Origin of the sequence: uncultured Rummeliibacillus sp. (genome assembly GCF_934216135.1) — a bacterium.
GTDB lineage: Bacteria > Bacillota > Bacilli > Bacillales_A > Planococcaceae > Rummeliibacillus.
In genome coordinates, this window is sequence record NZ_CAKQBI010000002.1 from 14,653 (window position 1) to 40,792 (window position 26,140).

General features: G+C 35.3%; 28 protein-coding genes, 1 tRNA gene and 1 riboswitch. Of the genes, 2 read left to right on the forward strand and 27 right to left on the reverse strand.

Translation table 11 applies throughout. From position 1 onward, the window contains the following. Positions 1-53 precede the first annotated feature (53 nt). From Q0977_RS01725 to Q0977_RS01775, 11 genes are all read right to left on the reverse strand, one after another. On the reverse strand, positions 54-215 hold the full coding sequence (locus tag Q0977_RS01725; protein WP_164489513.1) for a hypothetical protein: 162 nt from the start codon (positions 213-215) through the stop codon (positions 54-56). A 57-nt stretch (positions 216-272) separates the two neighbouring features. Next, positions 273-584, reverse strand: a complete 312-nt coding sequence (locus Q0977_RS01730) for a hypothetical protein (RefSeq protein ID WP_299510062.1) — start codon at positions 582-584, stop codon at positions 273-275. Between the two features lie 200 nt (positions 585-784). After that, positions 785-1,759, reverse strand: a complete 975-nt coding sequence (locus Q0977_RS01735) for a site-specific integrase (protein ID WP_241155027.1) — start codon at positions 1,757-1,759, stop codon at positions 785-787. Positions 1,760-1,961: 202 nt separating this feature from the next. Next, positions 1,962-2,936 carry a site-specific integrase gene (locus Q0977_RS01740; RefSeq protein ID WP_124217074.1) on the reverse strand — a complete coding sequence of 325 codons (975 nt, stop codon included), beginning with the start codon at positions 2,934-2,936 and terminating at the stop codon, positions 1,962-1,964. A gap of 183 nt (positions 2,937-3,119) precedes the next feature. Continuing rightward, positions 3,120-3,193: transfer RNA gene (locus tag Q0977_RS01745), tRNA-Arg, on the reverse strand. Between the two features lie 77 nt (positions 3,194-3,270). Then, positions 3,271-3,771, reverse strand: a complete 501-nt coding sequence (locus Q0977_RS01750) for a metallophosphoesterase (RefSeq protein WP_299510066.1) — start codon at positions 3,769-3,771, stop codon at positions 3,271-3,273. Positions 3,772-3,783: 12 nt separating this feature from the next. Continuing rightward, the gene (locus Q0977_RS01755; RefSeq protein ID WP_299510068.1) at positions 3,784-4,377 is read right to left on the reverse strand and encodes an XTP/dITP diphosphatase; all 594 of its coding nucleotides are present in this window, start codon (positions 4,375-4,377) and stop codon (positions 3,784-3,786) included. Between the two features lie 173 nt (positions 4,378-4,550). Continuing rightward, a complete protein-coding gene (gene racE / locus Q0977_RS01760) occupies positions 4,551-5,345 on the reverse strand; it encodes a glutamate racemase (protein WP_119415554.1) in 795 nt (264 codons plus the stop codon). Position 5,346: 1 nt separating this feature from the next. Beyond that, positions 5,347-5,817 carry a MarR family winged helix-turn-helix transcriptional regulator gene (locus Q0977_RS01765; protein WP_119415555.1) on the reverse strand — a complete coding sequence of 157 codons (471 nt, stop codon included), beginning with the start codon at positions 5,815-5,817 and terminating at the stop codon, positions 5,347-5,349. 75 nt (positions 5,818-5,892) lie between these two features. Then, on the reverse strand, positions 5,893-6,111 hold the full coding sequence (locus tag Q0977_RS01770; RefSeq protein ID WP_119415556.1) for a helix-turn-helix transcriptional regulator: 219 nt from the start codon (positions 6,109-6,111) through the stop codon (positions 5,893-5,895). Between the two features lie 82 nt (positions 6,112-6,193). Continuing rightward, entirely contained in the window at positions 6,194-6,661 is a 468-nt protein-coding gene (locus tag Q0977_RS01775) for a thioesterase family protein (RefSeq protein ID WP_299510074.1), read from the reverse strand. 199 nt (positions 6,662-6,860) lie between these two features. Here Q0977_RS01775 and Q0977_RS01780 point away from each other — a divergent pair, with 199 nt between their 5' ends. After that, the gene (locus tag Q0977_RS01780) at positions 6,861-7,385 is read left to right on the forward strand and encodes a GNAT family N-acetyltransferase (RefSeq protein WP_299510076.1); all 525 of its coding nucleotides are present in this window, start codon (positions 6,861-6,863) and stop codon (positions 7,383-7,385) included. On the opposite strand, the gene sdhB is transcribed toward Q0977_RS01780, so the two are convergent. Genes sdhB through Q0977_RS01795 form a run of 3 tightly spaced genes read right to left on the reverse strand, consistent with a single transcriptional unit; the run spans position 7,382 to position 10,578 of the window. Next, positions 7,382-8,155: a succinate dehydrogenase iron-sulfur subunit gene (sdhB, locus tag Q0977_RS01785; RefSeq protein WP_119415558.1), complete on the reverse strand. Its 774-nt coding sequence runs from the start codon at positions 8,153-8,155 to the stop codon at positions 7,382-7,384. The two genes, Q0977_RS01780 and sdhB, sit on opposite strands and share 4 nt — an antisense overlap. 2 nt (positions 8,156-8,157) lie before the next feature. Then, positions 8,158-9,909 (reverse strand): succinate dehydrogenase flavoprotein subunit, encoded by a 1,752-nt coding sequence (gene sdhA, locus Q0977_RS01790; protein ID WP_119415559.1) that lies wholly within the window; start codon positions 9,907-9,909, stop codon positions 8,158-8,160. Between the two features lie 60 nt (positions 9,910-9,969). Further along, positions 9,970-10,578 (reverse strand): succinate dehydrogenase cytochrome b558 subunit, encoded by a 609-nt coding sequence (locus Q0977_RS01795; protein ID WP_119415560.1) that lies wholly within the window; start codon positions 10,576-10,578, stop codon positions 9,970-9,972. A 274-nt stretch (positions 10,579-10,852) separates the two neighbouring features. On the opposite strand from Q0977_RS01795, the gene Q0977_RS01800 reads away from it, so the two are divergent. Beyond that, positions 10,853-11,272, forward strand: coding sequence for a DUF2507 domain-containing protein (locus tag Q0977_RS01800; protein ID WP_119415561.1), 420 nt, complete (start codon positions 10,853-10,855; stop codon positions 11,270-11,272). Between the two features lie 193 nt (positions 11,273-11,465). Here the strand turns inward: Q0977_RS01800 and Q0977_RS01805 are convergent, their stop codons facing one another. From Q0977_RS01805 to zapA, 13 genes are all read right to left on the reverse strand, one after another. Continuing rightward, entirely contained in the window at positions 11,466-12,698 is a 1,233-nt protein-coding gene (locus tag Q0977_RS01805; RefSeq protein ID WP_299510081.1) for an aspartate kinase, read from the reverse strand. A gap of 123 nt (positions 12,699-12,821) precedes the next feature. Beyond that, positions 12,822-13,005: riboswitch (Lysine riboswitch) on the reverse strand. A gap of 43 nt (positions 13,006-13,048) precedes the next feature. Further along, positions 13,049-14,839 carry an excinuclease ABC subunit UvrC gene (gene uvrC, locus Q0977_RS01810; protein WP_119415563.1) on the reverse strand — a complete coding sequence of 597 codons (1,791 nt, stop codon included), beginning with the start codon at positions 14,837-14,839 and terminating at the stop codon, positions 13,049-13,051. Between the two features lie 65 nt (positions 14,840-14,904). Beyond that, complete coding sequence (gene trxA / locus Q0977_RS01815) at positions 14,905-15,219, reverse strand: thioredoxin (protein ID WP_102691131.1); 315 nt, start codon at positions 15,217-15,219, stop codon at positions 14,905-14,907. A 155-nt stretch (positions 15,220-15,374) separates the two neighbouring features. Then, complete coding sequence (locus tag Q0977_RS01820; RefSeq protein WP_119415564.1) at positions 15,375-16,349, reverse strand: electron transfer flavoprotein subunit alpha/FixB family protein; 975 nt, start codon at positions 16,347-16,349, stop codon at positions 15,375-15,377. 31 nt (positions 16,350-16,380) lie between these two features. Beyond that, positions 16,381-17,154 (reverse strand): electron transfer flavoprotein subunit beta/FixA family protein, encoded by a 774-nt coding sequence (locus Q0977_RS01825; protein ID WP_119415565.1) that lies wholly within the window; start codon positions 17,152-17,154, stop codon positions 16,381-16,383. A gap of 21 nt (positions 17,155-17,175) precedes the next feature. After that, positions 17,176-17,949, reverse strand: a complete 774-nt coding sequence (locus Q0977_RS01830; protein ID WP_119415566.1) for an enoyl-CoA hydratase — start codon at positions 17,947-17,949, stop codon at positions 17,176-17,178. A gap of 65 nt (positions 17,950-18,014) precedes the next feature. After that, positions 18,015-18,599 carry a TetR/AcrR family transcriptional regulator gene (locus tag Q0977_RS01835; protein ID WP_119415567.1) on the reverse strand — a complete coding sequence of 195 codons (585 nt, stop codon included), beginning with the start codon at positions 18,597-18,599 and terminating at the stop codon, positions 18,015-18,017. A 96-nt stretch (positions 18,600-18,695) separates the two neighbouring features. Next, positions 18,696-20,384: an AMP-binding protein gene (locus Q0977_RS01840; protein WP_119415568.1), complete on the reverse strand. Its 1,689-nt coding sequence runs from the start codon at positions 20,382-20,384 to the stop codon at positions 18,696-18,698. Positions 20,385-20,735: 351 nt separating this feature from the next. Further along, positions 20,736-21,149, reverse strand: a complete 414-nt coding sequence (locus tag Q0977_RS01845) for a DUF350 domain-containing protein (RefSeq protein WP_119415569.1) — start codon at positions 21,147-21,149, stop codon at positions 20,736-20,738. 27 nt (positions 21,150-21,176) lie between these two features. Further along, on the reverse strand, positions 21,177-23,543 hold the full coding sequence (locus Q0977_RS01850; protein ID WP_119415570.1) for an endonuclease MutS2: 2,367 nt from the start codon (positions 23,541-23,543) through the stop codon (positions 21,177-21,179). 12 nt (positions 23,544-23,555) lie between these two features. After that, a complete protein-coding gene (gene polX / locus Q0977_RS01855) occupies positions 23,556-25,259 on the reverse strand; it encodes a DNA polymerase/3'-5' exonuclease PolX (protein WP_299510100.1) in 1,704 nt (567 codons plus the stop codon). A gap of 53 nt (positions 25,260-25,312) precedes the next feature. Further along, the gene (locus Q0977_RS01860) at positions 25,313-25,852 is read right to left on the reverse strand and encodes a CvpA family protein (protein ID WP_119415572.1); all 540 of its coding nucleotides are present in this window, start codon (positions 25,850-25,852) and stop codon (positions 25,313-25,315) included. Then, positions 25,845-26,117 (reverse strand): cell division protein ZapA, encoded by a 273-nt coding sequence (gene zapA / locus Q0977_RS01865; RefSeq protein WP_119415573.1) that lies wholly within the window; start codon positions 26,115-26,117, stop codon positions 25,845-25,847. The genes Q0977_RS01860 and zapA overlap by 8 nt, the downstream gene beginning before the upstream one ends. Between the last annotated feature and the right edge of the window lie 23 nt (positions 26,118-26,140).

The window sequence follows — 26,140 nt, forward strand, 5'->3', positions numbered from 1 at the left end:
TAGGGTAGAGCTTATACTGTATTTTTTATTTGCACAACTTCGCACAGTTTTTACTAAGCTACTTGCATAATGTCACTCACTTGTTTGAAGTCATTCAACGTCATCTGGACAGCTATTGGTTTACTATCTTTCATTTCTATCACCTTTATTGGTAGTCTATTTTTTACTGCGACTTTCATCATTTGTTCTAGTATTCGTGGCGTACATGAATACATCTCAATTTCGCCCGTATATTCCACTACCAATCTTGTTTATCACATAGGTTTGTGACTTTAACTTTCAAATAAATCCTCTAATCGTACTTTATCCATAACTACTTTTGATTCAATACTCTCCTTTCGTTTTTCAAATTTTAAAAATAAGTCTGGCACTTGTTTATATAACTCCTCTTTACAATGGGGCTGTAGAGGAAAATAAATATTATCGTTATTTTTGTGTTTTTTAATTATCAATAGACCAGCTTGTTCTAATCGTTTATTAGCAGTAACTATATTTTGCCTACTACAATTAAGAAGTAATTCTAATTGATAAATCGTTGGATATGCATAGGCTTGATTAGGATTAAATAACTCTAAATATTTCACATACAAAGCTACATCGAATGGTTTGATTAAACCTAACTCAACATAGCGAAATATATCTGTAGAAACCTTCTCCATCTTCTGTTGCAAAAGATTTTTTAGGAGTAATCATTATTTCACCTCTCTTTTCCAAAATAAAAAAGTGCAAAGAATTTATCCCTCACAGTTATGTACTTTCAAATATGTTTTAGTTTAGGACATTATTATAAAAAGTCTCTTAAATTAGTTGCCACCTCTTCTACATCTAAATCTAAATATTGTGTTGTGACAGCTAAATCACTATGTCCTAATGCTTTACTGATTAACGCTATACTAGCACCCTTCTCTAATAAATTCTTAGCATGAGCACGTCTAATAGCATGGGCATTGATATTCTGTAGTCCAAATCGTTTAGCATATTTGTTTAGCTGTTTAGATATTGCAAAATTAGATGACTTACTTGTATTCATTGGTAATCCATTTTGCGTAATAAATACATTAAAGTTCTCTGTTCCATAATAATTACGAATACCATTATTAAGCTGTATTAACGTTTTTAGCATATTTGCAATTTCATCATCAATTGGTAACTTTAAATGTTTATGATTTTTTAATGTAGAACCATCTAAACTTAAAACTAAGTTTTCAAAATCGATATGACGTTCCTTGAGTTCCCCTAAAGTACGGATACGAATTCCAGTCTTATACATTAACTTAATAGCCACCGCATCTCTAAAACCTATAAATGTAGTCTGGTCTATTAACTGTAATAATTTTTCAATATCTGATAACTTAGCACCACTTTTTACTTCTTTGTCTACTCTAATTTGAATTGTTGTCCAAAAACGGTCACTAAACCAACCGTTGTTATAGAACTTACTAAGAACTGCTTTAATTGATTTTAAACGAATTAACTTTGTTCGCTGTGATACTTCAATTGAATCTAAATAATGATAGATTGAATCAATTGTTATCTCTTCCACGTACTCTAATTTATTTATCTCTATAAATTGTTTAAAGATATAATCATAACTTTGAATTGTACGTTCACGATTACCCCCAATTTTCATTTGCTTAAAAACTGTTTCTAAAGCTGTTTCAATAGTAATAGCATTACGAACTTCCTCACGATTCATTGTAGTTAATGCCACTACATCACCACTTACAGCAAAGATTCCATGTTTTCTACTCTTAGACAAAATAAAAAACCTCCATTTTCATTAGTGAATTTGAAGGTCTTGAACAGTGTAAATATGTAGGTATGAAAAAAGGGACATTCAACAAGAGTTCAACTCCCGTTCAATATCCCTAATCTCGAAAATCGTTGATATGATTGCATTTACAGCCATTATTTTTATGGAGACGATGGGAGTCGAACCCGCGTCTAATAACCTTATTATTTCACAAATAATTCCTTAAATTTTCAGCAACTTCATCTACATCTAAATCTAAATACTGCGTAGTTACTTCTAAATTAGAGTGACCAAGTGCTTTTGATATAAGAGCTAAATTTGCTCCTTTTTTCAACAAATTCTTTGCATAAGCCCTTCTTATTGCATGTGCATTGATATTTTTTAAACCATATTTTTTACTATATTTAGTAAGCTGCTTAGAAATTGCGTTATTAGTTGATTTTGTATTTAGCGATTTACCTTTATATGAAATAAAGATAAATGAATTATCCTCATGATAGTAATTCCTAACTTTATTGTTTTGTTGTATTAATACCTTGTACAAATGAAGTAATTGATTATCCAAAGGTAGCTTTAGATACTTATGATTTTTCAATACATCCCCATCTAGCTTTAATACCCCCTCATTAAAATCAATGTGTTTTTCTTCTAACTGGCCTAATGTATTAATACGTATCCCCGTCTTATACATTGTAAGAATAGCAGTAGCATCCCTTAATCCAACAAATGTTTTTAAGTCTAACAAAGATAACAATAAATCAATATCTGATGGCTTGGTTCCCTGTTTTATCTTCTTGTCTACTTTTACATTGATGGATGCCCAAAATTTAGTCTCATACCATCCATTGTTGAAACACTTGCTTAAAAAGGATTTCAAAGATTTTAATCTTGTCAATTTTGTTTGGTTTGCTACATTCATTTTATCTAGCCAATTATATATTGTTTCCATAGTTATTTCCGACAAATATTTTATACCTTGAGCCTTTTCGAAATTACTGACAATTCTTCTGTAATCATCAGTAGTACGCTTTCGATAACCACTAGCTATCATTTGTCTAATAACTATCTCCAATGCATTATCTATCGTACGTGATTCTATATCCTTCTTCTTATTTTTCTTTTTTGTTTCAATCGGCAATAACCCATCAAAATCAACATCAAAAACGCCTGACTTTTTTGTCATAAAAAAATCCTCCATTCTTTTTTTGCAATGGAAGATGAAATCGGCTAGCTGCATAGAGCAACGGTGTTCTAAGCCAGAGGTGGTGCAAAAATAGGGATTTTTCTTTCCGGACCGACACCCTGACCGAATCCCTAAAAACAGAAAAACCCTTGCGTAGCAAGGGCTCTAGAGGCTAAAACTGTATGTCCCAGGAGGGATTCGAACCCCCGACCGACGGCTTAGAAGGCCGTTGCTCTATCCAGCTGAGCTACTGAGACAGGATGTCTTTTTGATATGTTATCCTTAAGACATTTCCTATTATAGCATCTCTGATAAAATTGTCAACACTATTTTATCAATATAATAAAGTTTTTTCTTCAATTACCTTTTTTTCTTCTGTATAGAAAATTATATGCCAACCATTTTCGATGTTTTCAATGATTGCGTAACTTTTTTCTTTGCGGCCTCTCGGTAGTAAAAGACTTCCCGGATTGATATAAAGAATATTATCAACGAGTTCAACGCCTAGAACATGAGAATGTCCAAATAAGACTACGTCTGCTTGTACTTCTCTTGCTCGATAAGATAACGCAGTTAGGCTTGATTTTATATGATATAAATGACCATGCGTCATATAGATTCGCTTTCCATCTATTTCTTTTATCATTTCAGTTGGAAATTCAATATCCTGATCGCAATTGCCTCTAACTTTTAAAACACCTTGAAGTTCTGGGGCCGAGCATGATAACTCGCTATCTCCACAGTGGAAAATAGCGTCTACATCGGGGTTTTGCGCGATTACATTGGTAATTACTGCTGCATCACTATGTGTATCACTCATGACTAATAGTTTCATCGCTACCCTCTCCTATTTAAACCAAGATGGTAATTCTTCTGCTAATTTACGAATTGCATTTCCACGGTGTGAAACAGACCCTTTTTCTTCAGCAGTCATTTGAGCCATTGTTCGTTCCATTGAAGGTACATAGAAAATTGGATCATAACCAAAGCCATTATTGCCACGTTTTTCAGTTAAGATAATACCTTCGGACGTACCAAATACAGTTTTTGTTTTATGTTCTGGGCCGGTAATAGCTAAGCAACAGCAAAATCGTGCTGTACGCTTTTCTTCAGGTACTCCCTCTAAATTTTCTAATACTTTCTTAATATTCGCTTCATCATCATGATCTCCTGCATATCTTGCAGAATATACGCCTGGTTCTCCATTTAAGGCATCTATTTGAAGTCCACTATCATCTGCAATTACAAATGTATTGAGATGTTTTGCAACGGTATCTGCCTTTAAAATTGCGTTTTCTTCAAATGTTGTTCCTGTTTCTTCAATTTCCATATCTGGTGCTACATCAAATAATGTTAAGACTTCATAGCCAAGCGGTGCAAAAATAGCTTCAAAATCTTTAGCCTTTCCTTTATTCTTTGTAGCAATAACAACTTGTTTCATAAAAATTCCTCCTAATATTCCAATTTATTTTATCATTTCGCTTTCTTTAACTCCAGTAGCTTAAAACATAACATTTTATAACTAAGAATCAATGACGAGCCGAGCAAAACTACTCGTCCTATGTATAATAACTCAAAAAGAAAGCCCGAAAAGAAAACTTTTCGAGCTTCATACTATAGTTTTATTCGTTTGACATGGACTTCTTTTAAGGGTAACCAATTACTTGCAATTGTTTTGAAGATAGGAACTGAGCCTGTTGTATAAAAAAGATACTCTGGAGATTTTTTGTCTGTTCTAGCAATATGCTGGAACTGTAAAATTTCCTTTACATGTTTTGCTGTTTCCTCTGCAGATGAAACAACATGAACTTGGTCGCCTACTACTTCTTCAATTAGACTTTGAATAATTGGATAATGTGTACATCCTAAAATCATCGTATCAAACTTTTCATTTTTTAATGGCGCTAGTGTTTCCGCTACCAAGCTTTTGGCAAATTCGCCTTGGTATTCTCCACTTTCAACAAGTGGTACTAATCTTGGACACGCTAAAGATGTTACGTTACTAGAGGAATATAATGAATAAAGTGCATTTTCATATGCACCGCTTTTAACTGTTCCTTGAGTTGCAATAACTGCAATATCATGTGATTTTGTTGCTTTGACAGCTGCTTGAGCACCTGCATTAATCACACCGATTACAGGGAATTTACAACGTTTTTGTAGTCCTTCTAATGCGACTGCTGTAATTGTGTTACAAGCAATCACAAGCATTTTAATATTCATTTTTTCAAGCTGATCGACTATTTGCCAAGTAAATTGAATCACCTGTTCCTTGGAACGGGGACCATATGGGCAACGAGCAGTGTCGCCTAAATAGGTTATCGATTCATTTGGTAAATAGCGAAGCATTTCCTTTACAACGGTTAGCCCACCAACTCCTGAATCAATTACTCCAATGGGAGCATTCACATTAACCGCCTCTATCCTGGTTCATTTCTTTGTATAGTTTGCTTAATAATATTGAAAGAGATTGAACTTCTTCGCATTTAAAATCTTTGACGATATCTGCCAAATAATTTTGACGTTGTTCAATTACTTCTTCAATAATACGTTCTCCTTCTTTAAGCAAATGGATACGAACGACACGACGATCCTGATTATCCCGAATTCGTTGTACTAGTTCGTTTCTTTCCATACGATCAACTAAATCGGTTGTCGTACTGAACGCTAAATACATTTTATTCGAAAGATCTCCAATTGTCATGTCTCCTAGCTCATGAAGCCATTGTAGAGCGATGAACTGTGGTGGTGTTATTGTGTAATCACTTAAAATTTCTCTACCTTTTTGTTTTATAAGAGCTGCAATATGACGTAACTCTTTTTCTAACAATGCAATTTGTTCAATATCATGTGTGTTATTCTGTTGCTCTTGGTTTGACATGTAGCTACTCCACTCCTCAAAAGGATTACTTATTCCTATTGTGAAGTGTTTTTTTCAAAATGGCAAGTGTACTTTTTACTCTAAAGTAAACTCCCCTAAACGGATTAACTCAAGCATTGCTTGTGCGCGACTAGATACGCCCAGTTTCTGAATAGTATTAGAAATATGGTTTCGAACTGTTTTTTCACTTATACCTAGCTCTTTAGCAATTTCTTTTGTCGTATAATCCTTCATTAATAAAAGAAATATTTCGTGTTCTCTTTTCGTCAAAATTGAATGATGAAAACGACTCATTTACGTGCGCCCCTCCAATCCCCTCACACTGTAAAGTATGATAGGAATTGAATAGCGGTGACGGCATTTGCCCGAAGTTTTTTTATAGAATAATATTACTTTTCTTTTGGTTGTTTATTTTGGATAATTGTCGTTCTTCCCAAGGTACTGATTTTCCAGTTTCTTGGTTCATCTGAACGACTGTCCCTCTACCTGTAAAACATATATGGTCAAGATCATCTACACCTAGATAATGTAGATCTAATGAAGATGTACCTATCTTGGCAATCTTAACATATACCTTTAATTGTTCATCAAAATATACCTGTTTTACATAATCACATTGTATGTCTGCAATCACAATTATGTTATTTATTTTCCTATCTAGCCATTCTTCCATAATTCCTAAATTATTTAGAAACTCAATTCTTGCTTGTTCAAAATATACAATAGGTACTGTATTATTCATATGCCCATACAAATCAGTTTCAGAAAACCTAACTTTAATAGGCGTGAAAAAAGTAAAATCCTTTTGCCACTCTTCTAAATCTTCAATATAACTTTTTATCATTTCAAAAATCCCCCTTGTTGTAAAATGAATGATTATTCATTTTATTATATCAGAACATTTAAATAATTCCACATAACTACTACTTCTGTTTTTCACAACTTATTACAGGATTATTTATTGTACATCTTTTAATGAAGGAATATAGAAACATCCATTGAATAGATATGATTACAAATTTATACACGCTAGGGGGATTTGTTTGGAAATAGAAATAAAACTTTTAAGTGAAAACAAGGAGTTTGTTAAAGCTGTTTCGCAGATGGTCTATGAAGAATTTGTATTACCTTCGAGTAGCAAAATGTCTTTTGATGATGTTGTAGACTTTTTTTCAGATACTTATTCATCGAAATTCCCAATAACATTTATAGCTATATTAGATCATCAATGTGTTGGCACAGTATCAATATTTGAAAATGATTTCAAGAAATGCACACATTTTAAACCTTGGTTAGCTTCCCTTTACGTGGACCCGAACTACAGAGAAAGAAAAATCGGAATGAGCCTTATTGATGCCTTATTAAAACACTTAGTCTCATTAGGTTTTAGAGAGGTTTATCTTAAAACTGAAAATGCTGCTGAATATTATCTAAATCGTGGTTGGGAATTTGTTGAGTCAGTAATAGATGATCGAAATGTGAATTTAGATATTTTTAAACACAATTTAATAAATAAAAAACTCCGTACCAGTAAGTACGGAGTTTCTCGTTATCTATCTTTTTACTAGTCAACCATATGGTCAGAACCAAAGAAGTTCTTGAACATTTGAACAGTTGTAGCACGGTTTAATGCTGCGATAGAAGTTGTCAAAGGAATACCTTTTGGACAAGCTAATACACAGTTTTGTGCGTTACCACAGCCTTCAAGACCACCTGGTGTCATAATAGCGTTTAAACGTACATCTTTAGTCATTGCGCCTGTTGGATGTGCGTTGAATAAACGTACTTGTGAAAGTGGAGCTGGTCCCATAAAGTCTGAATGACTGTTAACATTTGGACATGATTCTAAACATACACCACAAGTCATACATTTAGATAATTCATATGCCCATTCACGTTTACGTTCTGGCATACGAGGACCTTCACCTAAATCGTAAGAACCATCGATTGGAACCCAAGCTTTAACTTGTTTCAAAGAGTCAAACATGCGGCTACGATCGATTTGTAAGTCACGAATTACAGGGAAAGTACTCATAGGTTGTAATTTCAATGGTTGTTCCAATTTATCAACCAATGCTGAACATGATTGACGTGGGCGACCATTAATTACCATTGAACATGCCCCACATACTTCTTCTAAACAGTTCATGTCCCATGCAACAGGAGTAGTTTGTTTTCCTTCAACTGTTACAGGGTTTTCACGAATTCCCATAAGAACAGAGATTACGTTCATATTTGGACGATACGGAACTCTGAATTTTTCCCAATAGGGATTAGAGTTAGCATCATCTTGACGTTGAACTTCAACCTCAACATATTTTTGCGCTTCGTTTCCCATAATTAGTGAGCTCCTTTCGTATAGTCACGTTTACGAGGTTTGATAAGAGATATATCAACGTCTTCGTAGCTAATTTTTGGATCAAATGAAGGTGTAAACTCAGCAATTGTTGTTTTAAGGAATTTTTCATCGTTACGTTCTGGGAATTCAGGTTTATAGTGAGCTCCACGAGATTCATCACGAAGTAAAGCACCTTTAGTAATAACATTTGCTAAAGCAATCATATTTCTTAATTGGCGAGTGAATTGAACACCTTGGTTTGACCATTTAGATGTATCATTAATATTAATGTTGTTCCAACGTTCTTTTAATTCTTGTAATTTTACAAGAGTTTCTTTTAAACCATCGTTGTAACGAACAACAGTAACGTTTTTAGTCATTACTTCACCAAGTTCTTTGTGAAGTAAGTATGCATTTTCAGTACCATCTAAACGTAATACTTCATCCCATTTAGCTTGTTCTTCTTTAACAGCTTTATCGTACATAGATGATGGAAGATCATCAACGTGTTTATCAAGTCCATGAATATAGTTAACAGCATTCGGACCTGCAACGCTACCACCGTAAATAGCTGAAAGTAATGAGTTAGCACCAAGACGGTTACCACCGTGTTGAGAGTAATCACATTCACCTGCAGCGAATAAGCCAGGAATTGAAGTATGTTGATCAAAGTCAACCCATAGACCACCCATAGAGTAGTGAACTGCTGGGAAGATTTTCATTGGAACTTTGTGTGGATCATCACCAACGAATTTTTGGTAGATTTCAATGATACCACCAAGTTTAACGTCAAGTTCATGTGGATCTTTGTGAGAAAGATCTAGATAAACAACGTTTTCGCCGTTAATACCAAGTTTTTGGTTGATACATACGTCGAAGATTTCACGTGTTGCGATATCACGTGGAACTAAGTTACCGTATGCAGGATATTTTTCTTCTAAGAAGTACCAAGGTTTACCGTCTTTATAAGTCCAAATACGGCCACCTTCACCACGAGCTGATTCTGACATTAAACGTAATTTGTCATCACCAGGGATTGCAGTTGGGTGAATTTGAATCATTTCACCATTTGCATATTTTGCACCTTGTTGATAAACGATAGATGCTGCAGAACCAGTATTAATCATTGAGTTAGTTGATTTACCGAAGATGATACCAGGACCACCACTAGCCATGATTACAGCGTCAGCACGGAATGCTTTAATTTCAGAAGATGTAAGGTTTTGAGCTTTAATACCTTTACATACGCCTTCATCATCAAGAATTACACCTAGGAATTCCCAGCCTTCATATTTCTTAACTAATCCTTCAACTTCCCATTTACGAACTTGTTCATCAAGTGCATAAAGAAGTTGTTGACCAGTAGTCGCACCAGCAAATGCTGTACGGTGATGTTGTGTACCACCGAAACGACGGAAATCTAATAAACCTTCTGGGGTACGGTTGAACATAACGCCCATACGGTCAAACATATGAATAATAGATGGTGCTGCATCACACATTGCTTTAACTGGTGGTTGGTTTGCTAAGAAGTCCCCACCATATACAGTATCATCAAAGTGGATCCAAGGAGAGTCCCCTTCACCTTTTGTATTTACGGCACCATTAATTCCGCCTTGCGCACATACAGAGTGTGAGCGTTTTACCGGAACTAATGAGAATAATTCAACTTCTGTGCCCATTTCGGCAGCTTTCATAGTAGCCATTAAGCCAGCTAGTCCACCACCAACGACTATCAATTTACTTTTAGCCATGTTTTTTTCTCACTCCTCGTTCAAATAGTAATCAAGCGCTTACAAGTCTTCACTAGACTATTACAAAAATGCAAGTAGAGCGCCAACGCCGATTACAGATAACACTACAAAGAAAATCATTGTGATGAAAGTTGCAACTCTTTGAGATTTTGGAGATTGTGTAATACCCCAACTTACTAAGAATGACCAAATACCATTAGCTAAATGGAAAGTAGCTGAGATAATACCTAATGCATAGAATACAACCATGATTGGGTTAGATAAAATATCAACCATCATGTTAAAGTCAGCTTCTGTACCAAGTGCTTTTTGGATTCTTGTTTGGAAAATATGCCAAGCAATGAAAATTACTAAGAATACACCAGTAATACGTTGTAATAGGAACATCCAGTTACGGAAAGTACCAAAACGTTTGTTATTTGGTGATGCTGTAAATGCAATAAACACACCATAGAATGCATGGAACATTAAAGGAATGTAAATTACGAACCACTCAAGGAACCATAAAAATGGTAGATTCCCCATAAATTCACTTGCTTTGTTAAATGATGCTTCTCCGTTTGTTGCTGAGAAATTGATTAACAAGTGTTGCGTCAAAAATAGCCCTACTGGAATAATTCCAAGAAGAGAATGCAGACGACGCCAATAAAACTCTCGATCTTTCGACAAGACTGTTACCCCCCTTAGTACTTGGAAACAAGATGTCAATTTTTTGCCACGTTTTTGTAACCGGACATCTATTGACTGCTTGTTTCATAATGGTACAATATTATGACAAGTTTATTGTACTCTCATACCACAATAGCGTCAAGGAATCATGAACTTTTTATATAAGTAGTTCTTGTCTAGATTATTCTTAAATAAGTAGAGATTTCCTACTTGGCATTTGATATTTCTTTTTTAGAAATAATATAGGCAAAAAAATATGAAAGAAGGACCTTCAATGTCTACTCAACAAAAGCATGAAATAACACAATTTGGATATGAATTAATCCGTGATCACGTACTATCTTCTATTTTGGGCAAAAATGAAGAAGATATTCTATATTGGAGCGGAAAAGAATTAGCCCGGAAATTTCCACTCTATGAATTAGAAGAAGCAATCCCTTTCTTCCATGAAGCTGGTTGGGGAGATTTGACTATCGATAAGGTTTCCGCAAGTGAAGCATTTTGTACTTTAACTGGTGATCCAGAGATTCTTAAATTTGACCAACGTTGTTTTCGTCTAGAAGCGGGTTTTTTAGCTCAAAACCAACAAAAATGTAGTGGCTTTTTAACGGAATGCTATGAAGAGAAAAAAGTTAAGCAAGGTCAAGTCAAATTCCATATTAAATGGGACTTAAAAGATAAAATAGAAGAATAATAGATTAATACCACTTAGAAGATTAGCATGTCTTTAAAATCTTATATTACATAATAATCTAAGTATACGTCGGGTATTCAAAAAAATATTACTCTCTCATTGAATATTAGTGAGAGAGTCTTTTTATGCAAAAGGACTCCACTAAAACTATTTTTGTGAAGTCCTTTTAACATATCTATACATTTCTTTTTTATTATTGTGCAACCTTTTCTTTTAATGAAAGACCAAATTCCTCATGTAGTGCATTCGCAGCTTTTAACATATCTTCTTGTGGTACTACAACTGATACTTTTATTTCAGAAGTACTTACCATTTTTACTGGTATACCTTCACGATATAAACGGTCGAACATGGAAGCTGCTACACCTGGATTTGATACCATACCTGATCCTACAATTGAAACTTTTGCTAGTTCGCCTTCGTAATCTATATGATCATATCCAAGGATATCTTTATGTTCAGATAGAACTTGTAATGTATCTTGTAAATTTTCTTTTTTTACTGAAAATGATACAGATGGTTGTGTTCCTTGAATAATCGTTTGAACAATGATATCAACATTGACATGATTTTTTGCTAATGTTGTAAAAATATTAGCTAACGATCCATTATAGGCCTCTTTATAATATACTGTTAAACGAATAATATCCGGTTCAAACGCAACACCACGTACTACTAAATCTTTTTCCACTTCGATTTCCTCCTTCAAGATTGTACCTTCAACATCCTCGTAACTCGAACGAACAGACATAGGAATGTTGTGGTTTTTTGCTACTTCGACAGATCGTGGATGTAAGACACCTGCTCCTAGGTTCGCTAGTTCAAGCATTTCGTCATAAGACAATTCCTTTAACTTTCTAGCACCTTTTACAAATCGTGGATCACTCGTATAAACACCATCAACATCTGTATAAATATCACAACGTTCGGCATTTAACGCTGAAGCAATAGCAACTGCAGTCGTATCTGAACCACCACGTCCAAGCGTAGTAATATTTCCTTCGTCATCTATCCCCTGGAAGCCAGCAACGACAGCCACTTCCCCTGCTTTTAACGCATCATTGACTGCTTTTGGCTTTATGTTCTCGATTCTCGCGTTACTTGGTACATGTTCTGTAACAATACCTGCTTGCCAGCCAGTAAATGATTTTGCCTCGATTCCTAACTTATGTAATGCAATTGATAACAATGAAATCGTCACTTGTTCTCCAGTGGTCAACAATACATCCATTTCCCTCTTTGAAGGTGATTCGGAAATTTCGTGGGCCATATCCACAAGTTGATCCGTTGTTTTACCCATTGCTGATACGACAACGACAATGTCATATCCATTTTTTTTCTCACGCTGAATGCGCTTAGCAACATGCATAATTCTTTCTGTTGTTGCAACGGAAGTTCCGCCAAATTTCACTACTAAAGTACTCATCAAAACGCTCCCCCTACATCAGAATGTGTGGGCGACTTTCACAATGACTTCTAATGAAAAAAGAGCAGCTCTTCACATAAAGTGAATAGGCTGCTCTTAGCATGCACGTTCAAAAGAACATTCATGTGAGATAGCCCTCCAGAATCTATTTTTGACTCTGACAATTCTACATTTCTTCAATGTAGAACCAGCAGCAAGTTGGAATTAGCAAACTTGCAACTTCGGCGGCTTCCCCTTTCACCGACTTTCAAAGAATCTAATCATCCTCCGGTCGGGTACTATTGAAATCCGCGCCTCTATCATCACTAAATCAGTGATTTTTAATTGGTGACACTAAGATACCATATCATTTACTTCCCTTGCAATCGTTTTTCCGAAAAAAAGTCAATTATTGTCTGAGCTAGTTTTTTAGGTACACCAGCTTTTTGCAATTCATCAAAAGTTGCTTTTTTAATCTTATTAATCGATCCAAAATGTTTTAGTAATTGTTGTTTCCTTTTTGGGCCTACTCCTGGAATCTCATCTAAAATAGATGTAATAGCATTTTTTTCATGTAATTGTCTATGGAATGTAATTGCAAATCTATGCACTTCATCTTGGACACGCTGTAATAGATAAAACGCTTCACTAGTTCGTTTTAATGGAATAATCTCAGGCGGATTTCCATAAAGCAATTGAGACGTTTGATGCTTATCATCTTTTGCCAATCCAGCTATTGGTATATCTAGCCCTAGCTCATCTTCCAAAATTTCTCTGGCCACTTCCATCTGACCTTTCCCTCCATCAGTCACCAGTAAGTCTGGAAGTGGTAAACCTTCTTTTAAAACTCTCGAATAACGCCGACGAATAACTTCTCTCATTGCACCATAATCATCATGTGCATTTGCATTTTGGATTTTAAATTTACGGTATTCTTTTTTACTAGGTTTACCATCTATAAAGACAACCATGGCTGAAACAGTATCAGCCCCGAAAATATGCGAGTTATCAAACGCTTCAATTCGTAGTGGAGTAGCAATATTCATCGCATCACCTAGTTGTTCACAAGCACCCACTGTTCTTTGTTCTTGTCTCTCGATTAGTTGGAATTTTTCTGAAATTGCTATTTGAGCATTTTTTGATGCTAGATCAAGCAATTCCTTCTTATTTCCTCTTTGTGGTTGTAACACGTTGATATCTAAGACTTGTTGCAACATATCTCCTTCAATTTCTTTGGGAATAAGAATTTCTTTCGGTTTAATATGTTCCGCCTTTTCATAAAATTGGCCTACAAAAGTTAGAAACTCATCTTCCGGTTCACCATATGAAGGAAATAAAGATACATCTCGTTCAATAAGTTTTCCTTGTCTTACAAAAAATACTTGGACACACATCCATCCCTTATCTACCGCATAGCCAAATACATCTCTATTGGTAAAATCAGTTGTCGTAATTTTTTGTCTTTCCATTACAGACTCGATATGAGCTATTTGATCTCGATATTCTTTTGCACGCTCAAAATCTAGCTGTTCAGAAGCAGCTAACATTTTTTTCTGTAATTCTTCTTTAACCTTTGCGTGGCCACCATTTAAGAAATTCACAATCTCCTGAACCATATCATCGTATACCTTTTTTTCTATATCTTTTATACAAGGGGCTAGGCATTGACCGATATGGTAATACAAGCAAACACGATTAGGAAGGGTTTGGCATTTTCGTAAAGGATATAAGCGATCAAGCAATTTTTTAGTTTCATTTGCTGCATAGACATTTGGATATGGTCCAAAGTATTTGCCTTTGTCTTTTTTAACTTTCCGAACTGTCAATAATCGTGGGTGTTTTTCGTTTGTGATTTTGATATAAGGATATGTTTTATCATCCTTTAACATGATGTTGTATTTTGGATCATGTAATTTTATCAAATTTAGTTCGAGCAAAAAGGCTTCTTTATTTGAGGAAGTTACAATGTATTCGAAATCTTCAATTTCACTAACAAGTCGTTGTGTTTTACCATTATGCGTTCCAGTAAAGTATGAACGTACTCTATTTTTAAGTACTTTTGCCTTTCCCACGTAAATGATAGTACCTTGTCGATCTTTCATTAAATAGCATCCTGGTTGGTCAGGTAAGATAGATAGCTTTTGTTTGATTAAATCATTCATCAAATCACCTCTAAAAAAAACCGGGTACCTAGTAGGAACCCGGTTTCGTTTATAACCAAAAAAACTTACGCGTGTTTTTGGATGAATTCAGCTAATGCTTCTTTTGGTTGGAAACCAACAGTTTTATCAACTTGTTCGCCATCTTTGAACAATAATAGTGTTGGGATTGACATAATACCAAATTGGCTAGCAGTTTCTTGGTTTTGGTCAACATCTACTTTTACAATGTTCACTTTACCAGCTAATTCCTGATCAAGTTCTTCTAGTACTGGAGCGATCATTTTACATGGTCCACACCAAGTTGCCCAGAAGTCTACTAATACTAATCCATTTGCAATATCATTTGAAAATGTTGCGTCTGTTGAATGTACAATTGCCATTTTTATATTTCCTCCTTAATACTATATGTATCGGTAGTGTAGCATAAAAGAAATTATGAGGCGACTGTTCTGCTCACTATTGCACTATTTTAACATAATATTTTGTTTTAATAAAAATTAAAGCTCTGCAAAAGTTCACAGAGCTTTTCGAATCATTATTTTACAGCAACACTTTTGAATTCTTCGATCAACATTGGTACGACTTCAAATAAGTCTCCAACTATCCCGTAATCTGCTACTTTGAAAATATTAGCTTCAGGGTCTTTGTTAATCGCTACGATGATTTTTGAATTAGACATACCTGCTAAATGTTGGATTGCTCCAGAGATTCCGCAAGCAATATATAAATCTGGAGTTACGACTTTTCCAGTTTGACCAATTTGCAATGAATAATCGCAATAATCTGCATCACATGCACCACGTGAAGCACCTACAGCGCCGCCTAAAACTTTTGCTAATTCTTGTAATGGAGCAAAGCCTTCAGCACTTTTAACACCTCGGCCACCAGATACCACTACTTTTGCTTCAGATAAATCTACTCCATCTGTAGTTTTACGTACTACTTCTTTAATAACAGTACGTAAATTTGTAATATCTACTGATATACTAGAAACTTCACCTGAACGAGACTCGTCTTTTTCAAGTGGCGCAATGTTATTTGGACGAATTGTGATAAATACTAAGCCATCCTTTACCTTTACTTTTTCAAATGCTTTACCTGAGTAAATTGGACGGATAAATAAAGCATCATCACCTTCACCCTCAATTGCTGTCACATCTGAGATTAATCCACTTTGTAATTTACTTGCAATCTTCGGTGACAAGTCTTTACCAAGTGCTGTATGACCAAACACAATAGCATCTGGCTTTTCTGCATCTGCTACTGCAACAAATGCTTGGCTAAAGCCATCAGATGTGTATTGTTTTAAATGAGGATGTTCCACAGTCACAATACGATCAGCACCATATTGAATCAGTTCTGCACTTAAAGTTTCTACTGCATCTCCAATTAGAACGCCAACTACTTCACCGCCATCAGCAATTGTTTTTGCAGATGCAATTGCTTCAAACGAAACATTTCTTAAAGTTCCTTCACGTACTTCACTTAAAACTAGTACTTTTTTTGACATACGATTTCCTCCTCAGCAATATTAAATCAGCTTATATAACTTTTGCTTCTGAATGTAGTAATTGAACAAGTTCTTTTACTTGGTCTTGCAATTCACCTTGAAGCACGCGACCAGCTTCTTTTTGAGCTGGTAAGAAGATTTCTACTGTTTCTGTTTTTGCTTCAACGTCATCTTCATCAATGTCTAAATCATCTAATTCTAGTTCTTCTAATGGTTTTTTCTTAGCTTTCATGATTCCAGGTAAAGACGGATAACGAGGTTCGTTTAAACCTTGTTGTGCTGTTACTAATAATGGTAACGAAGATTCAATCACTTCTGAATCACCTTCTACATCTCGCACAAGTTTAACAGTATCACCATCGATATCTAAGTCTGTAATTGTAGTAACATAATTGATATCTAATAATTCAGCAACACGTGGACCTACTTGACCAGATCCACCATCTATTGCAACATTACCAGCTATAATCAGGTCTGCTTCTTTGTCTTTTAAGTATTCGGCTAAAATATATGCTACAGAGAATTGATCTAAATCTTCTACATCTTCTTCTGCATTGATTAGTACTGCTTTATCGGCACCCATTGCTAAGGCTGTGCGAAGTTGTTTTTCAGCGTCTTCTCCGCCAATTGTAACAACTGTCACTTCTCCACCTTGTGCATCACGGATTTGAATGGCTTCCTCAATTGCATATTCATCGTAAGGATTGATGATAAATTCTGCACCGTCTTCTTGAATAACGCCACCGTTTAATACGATTTTCTCTTCAGTGTCAAAAGTTCGTTTTACTAATACATAAATATTCATATAACTAACCTCCCAATACTTTTATTGACCTTTAAAAACAGGCTCTCTTTTTTCGATAAATGCTTGGATTCCTTCTTTCGCATCTTCTGTTGCAAAAACTTTTCCAAATCCTTCAGCTTCAGCAGAGATCCCTTCATAGAAAGATGCGGGTTTTGTAAATTGCAGTAGTTCGATTGCTGTTTTTAAAGCAATTGGACTTTTCTTTGCAATTTTCTTAGCAGTTTTAAGTGCTTCTTCTAATAAGGACTCTTCGGGTACCGCTCGATTCGCAAGCCCCCATTTTACAGCCTCAATACCAGATATAGGATCACTAGTGAACATCATTTCTGCCGCTTTTGCTGCACCAACATAACGTGGTAAGCGCTGTGTGCCACCAAACCCTGGTACTAGACCTAGCTGTAATTCAGGTAAACCTAATTTCGCTGTCTCACTTACGTATCTAAAATGACAGCTCATTGCAAGTTCAAGCCCTCCACCTAAAGCCGCACCATGAATTGCTGCTATGATTGGTTTAGGAAAGGCTTCCAGTTTTTCGAAGACATCTTGTCCTCTAGTTGATAATGTTGAAAAAGCATCAACTGTTGAAAATTCAGTAAATTCTTTTATATCTGCTCCAGCTGAAAAGAACCTACCTTCCCCATGTAACAAAACTACTCGTATATCTGGATCATTTTCAACTGTATCTAAAAGACGATTTACTTCCTCAACTAGTCCGCTAGATAAAGCGTTTGCAGGTGGACGATTAATCGTCACAATAGCAACACCTTCATCCACTCTATAATTTAGATATTCCATTCCCTATTTCCTCCTTTGTGAAAAAATATGTATGTGGCAAAGTTGTGACACTTTGCCACCTTTTATTACCCCTTTTGAATCCCTTTTTGTAAAATCTGATGAACGCGTGGTGCCATTTCAACTAAATCATATTTTTGCTCTTTCATTACCCAAGTTGTAGATACTTCATCTATCGTTCCAAAAATCACTTGTCTTGTTAAACGAATATCAATATTCTCTTGAAACTCTCCATCTTCAATACCCTTTTGTAATATTTCGTCAAGCAATTTTAAATATCCTTTTAAAATACTATTAATTTTCAAACGAAGTTCTTTATTGGATTGACGAAGTTCTAATTGAGTAACAACTGCTAAATGATGATCATTCGATAGCACCTTAAAATGTCCTTCAATCATTCGATAGAGCATTTCAGAAGCTGAATTACTATCATTAATAATTTCCCGCAAGTTATCAACAAAAACTGACATTTTCTCTTGAAAAACAGATATCAAAATATCCTCTTTGTTTTTGAAATATAGATAAATTGTTCCATCAGCTACACCTGCTTGTTTCGCAATCTTGGAAACTTGTGCCTGGTGATAACCATTTTCCGCTATTGCGATGACAGCAGCGTCAATAATCTGTTTGTATTTAGGCTTGTTTTTTTTCAATCTGATCACCACCGGTTTTTTAAAAATATGAATGACCATTCATTCATATTTTTATAATATATTTTCAGCCGGAGGATGTCAAGCATCGTACAATTTTTAGTTTAACTGTTCTTGTTTTGCTTTTTCTTCTTCCACTAAAGATCTACGTAAAATCTTTCCTACAGCTGTTTTAGGAAGTTCTGAACGAAACTCATATATTCTTGGGACTTTATATGCCGCTAAATTTGCACGACAATATTCATTGAACTCATCTTCGGTTACTTGATAACCTTCTTTTAATACAATATATGCTTTTACTGTTTCACCGCGATATGGATCTGGTACACCTGCAACAACACATTCTTGTACCGCATCATGCTCATATAAAACTTCTTCTATTTCACGTGGATATATATTAAAGCCACCAGCAATTATGATATCCTTTTTCCGATCAACCACGAAGAAATACCCGTTTTCATCCATATAGCCTAAATCACCTGTTAGTAACCAGCCATTACGTAAAGTCATCTCTGTATCCTCAGGACGATTCCAGTATCCTTTCATCACTTGTGGGCCTTTTACTGCAATTTCACCCACTTCACCTACAGGCAACTGTTCTAATGTATCTGTCTTAAAAATAGCCGCATCTGTATCTGGCCATGGAACACCTATAGAACCTTTTACACGTTCTCCATACCATAAGAAATTGGCATGTGTTACCGGTGAAGATTCTGTTAATCCGTATCCTTCTACCAATTTTCCTCCAGTAACTTTTTCGAATTTTTCTTGTACTTCAACAGGTAATGAAGCTGATCCACTTATACATGCTTTAATAGATGAGAGATCATATTTATCAATATCTGGATGATTCAGGAGGCCAATATATAATGTTGGTGCACCAGGGAACAGAGTAGCTTTTTGTTTTTGAATGGCTTTTAACGTATCTGTTGCATTAAATTTAGGCATTAACACCATTTTATCTTTACGCATTACTGATAGTAGTAAAACAGTTGTCATACCATACACATGGAAAAATGGTAATACCCCCATAATTACTTCTTCACCAGGTGTACATTCAGACATCCAGACACTGCACATTTGTACGTTGGCCACTAGGTTTTTATGCGTCAACATAACGCCTTTCGGAAAACCTGTTGTACCTCCAGTATACTGAAGTAACGCAATATCATCTTCATTGTTGGTTGAAACTTCAACCTTTTTCACTTGGCCAATCTTCATAATTTCAGTAAAAAGATGATTCATGCCACTATGCTCAACTGTCACTTTAAAACCATATTCCTTTTTTTGAACAAAAGGATACAACAGATTTTTCGGGAATGGTAAATAATCTTTTATGCCCGTTACAATTATATTTTCTAAATCTGTATTCTTTTGCACTTTCATAATACGAGGATAAAGTATATCTAATGTAACAATTGCCTTAGCACCTGAATCTTTAAGTTGATATTCTACCTCCCTTTCAGTATAAAGTGGGTTTGTCTGAACCACAGTACCCCCAGCATATAAGATACCGTAATAAGCTATAACACTTTGCGGACAGTTTGGCAGCATAATTGCTACGCGATCCCCTTTTTCGATGCCAATTTTCACTAAATAATTTGCAAACTTTAATGAGGATTCATATAACTCTTGATAAGTTAATTCTTTACCAAGAAAGTGAATCGCAATTTTCGTAGGAGTTTTTTCTACAGCCCTCGTCAAATATTCCTGTAATGGAATTTCCTCGTATTCCATTGTTGTAGGAATATTTGGAGGATAGTTCTTTAACCAAATTTTTTCGGTCAATTGATACGCCTCCTTTACCATGCAAAATTTTAGAATATTGCTAATTTTAATTATAAGGAAAATAGGGAGCGCTTTCAATTAATATTCACTAATTTTACGTTTTTTCTAGAAATTAATTGATTAATAGAGAATTTAATTAACATATCATCTTTATCATTTAAAGAATAGCCTTAAAATAAAAAGCTAGGCTCGCATCTAATTTGAGCCTAGCTTTTTATATATTAATCTATAATTACATCGTCTAACTGGCTTTTAGTTCATCATTAAATAGACAATTCCTGTAATAATGAAAAGGCCACATACCACCATTAAAACTTTTGCTAAAGTTTCCATTTGAACTCTCCTAAACTGCTAAGAAATACTTGCACCTATCACAAATGATAAACCAACTGAAATTGTAAAGGAAATAAAACCAACAGATTTATTATCCTGTTCAATTTCCTCATCAATATTAAATGTTGGTGTCAAAAATTCAAAAAGAATATAAGCGAAGATCAGTAAGATAAATCCAAACAATCCCCAACCAATCATTTCTATCAATGAATTGTGTCTCTCGATCGAATAACGGAATATATTACACACCCCTAAGATTTTACCGCCAGTTGCTAAGGCCACAGCGATATTGCCGTTCTTTATTTCTTGCCAGTTTTTATATTTTGTAACTAGCTCAAATATTACCATTGATACAACGAGGCATAGTACAACAATACTGAAATAGCCTGCTGTCTCAACAATTGGATGATGCCAAAAGCTACTTAGCAACATAAAATCCCCCACTTCCATAATTCTCTATTATTTCAATTCCACAACGGTAACACCATATCCGCCTTCCCCAGCTTCACCGTAACGGTATGATTTCACTCGTTTATGTCGTTTTAGTAATGCTTGGATTCCTTGTCGAAGAGCACCTGTACCCTTACCATGAATAATGGATACACGATTATAGTTAGACAATAATGCATCATCTAAATATTTTTCAGTACGGATCATTGCATCTTCATAGCGTTCTCCTCGTAAATCTAATTCCAATTTCACATAAGAATCACGATTTCGAACATTGGCAACTGATACTGTATCTTTCACTTTTTCAGGTTTCACATATTCTAAATCAGATTCTTCGAGCTTCATCTTCAAAATACCAATTTGAACAATCCATTCTTTATCTGAAACTTTTTCTAGTAATGTTCCTTTTTGACCGTAGCTTAGTACTTTAACTTCATCGCCCTTTTGCAAGTTGATAGCACGAGCATTTGCTTGGCGTTGTTTTTTCAAAATGCGATTTTCTTCAGGAGCAGCTTCTTCTAGTTTTTTACGTGCTTCAATGATTTCATGTTCTTTAACAACTTTGTTTGCATTTAAACGCATTTTATGAAGTTCATCGATTACTTCTTCTGCTTCTCGTTTTGCATCCTCAACAATTTTGCGAGCTTTTTCTTTTGCTTTTTTAGCAAGCTCTTCTTTGTTTTCTTCATATTCTTTTAGCTTTTTATCAAGTTCTGCTTGTAATTTTTCGGCCTCTTCTAATAATTGATGAGAGCGTTCTGCATCAGCTTCGGAACGACGACGACTTTCTTCAAGAGAAGCAATCATCGATTCGACTTCATGTCGATCTGTACCTGTGAAAGATTTGGCACTATTAATAATATGCTCTGGTAATCCTAGTCGAGTTGAAATTTCAAAAGCATTACTGCGTCCTGGGACACCAATTAGTAAACGGTAAGTTGGGCTAAGTGTTTCAATATCAAATTCAACACTGGCATTAATAACACCTTCACGATTATAGCCATATGCCTTAAGTTCGGGATAGTGTGTTGTTGCCATAACACGAGCACCTCGTCCATGAACTTCGTCTAAGATAGATATTGCAAGCGCTGCACCTTCTTGAGGGTCAGTACCTGCGCCTAATTCATCGAATAAGATTAATGAACGCTCATCAAACTTTTGAAGGATATCTACAATATTCACCATATGACTAGAGAATGTAGATAAACTTTGTTCGATGGATTGTTCGTCACCAATATCAGCAAATACTTCTGTAAATACAGATAACTCCGATCCATCTAATGCAGGTACAGGAATTCCAGCCTGCGCCATTAAAGTACATAAGCCTACTGTTTTTAAAGTAACTGTTTTACCACCAGTATTTGGACCAGTAATAACAATTGCTGTAATATCACGACCAAACTCGATATCATTGGCTACTGCTTCGTCTATTGGCAATAAAGGATGACGTGCTTTTCCTAATTTAAGATAACCTTCATCATTCATAATAGGCATTGTACATTTGTTGGCCTGTCCATATTTTGCTTTGGCCAATATAACATCAATTTCACCTAATAACTGAACTAGTTCGAATAACGAGTGTGCAACCTCTTGAACCAAAGCCGAAAGATGAAGCAATATTTTTTGAATTTCTACTTTTTCTTTTGCCTTTAGACGGTGAATTTCATTATTAGCTTGAACTACAGCATCAGGCTCAATATAAAGTGTTTGTCCTGATGCAGATTGGTCATGTACGATACCGCCATAGTGTCCTCGGTATTCTTGCTTTACAGGAATTACAAAACGATCGTTACGAATAGTAATGATTGAGTCAGAAAGCATTTTAGAAGCGTTGCTACCTCGAGTTAAACTTGCCAACTTTTCACGTACACGGCCTTCTTGCGCACGTAATTGTTGACGAATTGAGCGTAATTCAGAACTTGCAGAATCCATGACTGCTGCATTTTCATCAATACAAGAATTAATCTCATGTTGTAATCCAGTGAGCACAGGAATATCATTTTTCTTTTGTATAAAATGCGGAATTTGAATCACATCTTCATCTTCAATAACTTCGATAAATTCACGGAAGATGCGACTCGCACGAATGGTACTTGAGATTTCCATCAATTCTTGAGGACTCAACATACCACCAATTTGTGCACGTTTTGCATGAGGGCGAATATCGAATATTCCTCCCATCGGCACAGATCCTTTTACGCGTAAAATAGATAACCCTTCATCCATTTCATCTAATAATTTCTTCACTGTTGCTAAATCTGTTTCAGGTACTAATTTTTCAATTGCTGATGTACCGATAGAACATGTACAATAAGTTGCCACTTGGGCACGTACCTTATCAAACTCTAGTGTTTTTAGTGCGCGTTCTGCAATCACTTAAAACACCTCCTATTTTTTCTCTAAAAAATTCACAAAATCATTGAATGACCATGTGTTTACGATATTTTCTTTTTTCAACCAAGCTTTTTGAGCGTATTTTGTCCCAATTTCCATATAACGTAATTGCTCGATTGCATGAGCATCTGTATTAATCGCAATAGGAACACCCGCATTTGCAGCCATTTCTAAATGCTCAACACAAAGATCCAGTCGATACGGATTTGCATTTAACTCTAAAATTTTACCATATTCTTTCGCCCATGCAATAAGTTGAGGTATATCAGGATTATACCCATCACGTTGACCAATCACACGCCCCGTTGGATGTGCAATCATATCGACATGAGGATTTTTCATTGCATTATGCAATCGCTCCATGATTTTCTCTTGGGGTTGTGAAAAGCTAGAATGAATCGATGCAATCACAAAATCCAATTCAGCCATTACATCATCTTCAAAATCGAGGGAGCCATCTGGTAATATATCCATTTCAGTTCCCGCTAATAATCGGAAATCTGGATGTTTTTCATTGAAGGACCAAATTTCTTTTCGTTGCTCGATTAATCTCTCTGGTGTAAGACCATTCGCTACTTTTAGATATTGGGAATGATCTGTTATGACTGCATATTGATAACCTTTTGCTATTAAAGCTTCCCCCATCTCACGAACTGCATTCGCACCATCTGACCAAGTCGTATGCATATGCAAATCAGATTTAATATCACTAAGTTGCACTAGATTTGGTATATCATCAAGACGTTCAAATTCGTGAGTACCTGCACGTACAGTTGGAGGGATAAAAGGCAAATCAAAATGTGCAAAGAAATCCTTTTCAGTATTAAAAGTTAAAATAGATCCATCTTGCTGTTCTACACCATATTCACTGATTTTCTCGCCACGCTCTTTAGCGATTTGTCGCATTCGAACATTATGTTCCTTTGAACCAGTAAAGTGATGAAGCGCTGTTGCATATTCAGCCTGTGATACTAAGCGAAAGTCAACATTCACATCTTCTGTTTGTAACGTGACAGATACTTTCGTGTCTCCAGCCGCAATGATTTCTTTTACAGCCAATTTAGACAATAATGCTTCCTTCACTACTTCCGGCTTACTTGTTGCAATGATAAAGTCAACATCCTTACTTTGTTCTTTTACACGTCTAAAACTACCAGCTACAGAAGATTGTTGAATCTCCGGTATCTGTTCTAGGATCTCCTCAATTCCAGAGACAACTCCTTCTAATAACCATACAGGATGAAACTCTGCTCTTTTGCCAAAAGATTCTAGCTCTTTTAGTATCTTTTCTTCTGTTTTTTTACCAAATCCAGATAGTGCTGAAACTTTTCCATCTTCACAAGCTTCTTTTAAACTTTCTGCTGAGTCCACTCCAAGTTCTTGATAAAGTTTTGCTATCTTTTTCCCACCTAAACCTGGCAATTTTAACAATGGTGGCAAGCCTTTTGGAACTTCATTTTCCAATTGTAGCAGCACTTCAGATTGTCCATTTTCTAACAAATCATGAATAACAGCTGCTGTTCCTTTACCGATACCCTTTATAGCTGTAATATCTTCAATCTCATCTATACTTCGTGTGTCCGCTTCTAATGCTGCAGCAGCTTTTCTGAATGCAGATATTTTAAATGGGTTAACGCCTTGAAGTTCTAAATAGAGTGCTATTTTCTCAAGCGTGTTAATAATTATTTTTTTATTCATCATTTACCTCCTAATCGACAAAAGACTTCTCTCTATAGAGAGAAGTCTATCATTTACTTCATATAAACAAACCATAGATTTTGGAATGTTTTAGAAATTATAGGTGTATAATCTAGTATTAATGTCGTTAAAAATGAGCTATCTACGTATTTTTGAATACTAGCTAATGGTAACAAAGCTAATACATAAAGTACGATAAAAATAAGTAAGTAAGCTTCAATAACTCCAAAAAGTCCACCTAATATCCGATTTAAGCCACCTAGAATTGGGATATGTCTTAAAAAATCAAATAATGATGCGAAAATTTGTATAGCAAATTTCACAACAAAGAAGATCAATGCAAATGCTAGCAACTGATAAAAAGTCTGGCTTAAATCTAATTGCTCTACTGCAAATTTTAATGTAGTATTTTCATCAACGGAAGGATATGGAATCCATAACACTAATTTTTCCGCTAATGGCTTATAATATAAATAAGCTACAATAATAGAGATCAAAAAGCCAGCCATTTGGATTAGTTGTACGATTAAACCCCTTCTAGCACCGCTTACTAATCCAACAAGTAATAATATAATTATGATTAAATCAACCATTCACTTCATCCTTTAATTTTTTCAATTGTGATTCTAGTAATTCTACTTGTTTTTTTAATTTCAAGTAATCATTTACTGCATTACAGGCAGTAAGGACGGCTAATTTGGCACTGTCGAGGCTTGGGTTTGCTCGCTTAATCATACGCATTTGTTCATCAACACTTGCTGCTACAAATCGCATATGTCCTGGAGACTCTATTCCAACTATATTATATGTTTGACCATAGATTTCAACTGAAACTTTATTTTTTTGTTGCTCTGACAAAGCCGTAACCTCCTTCAAAGTCC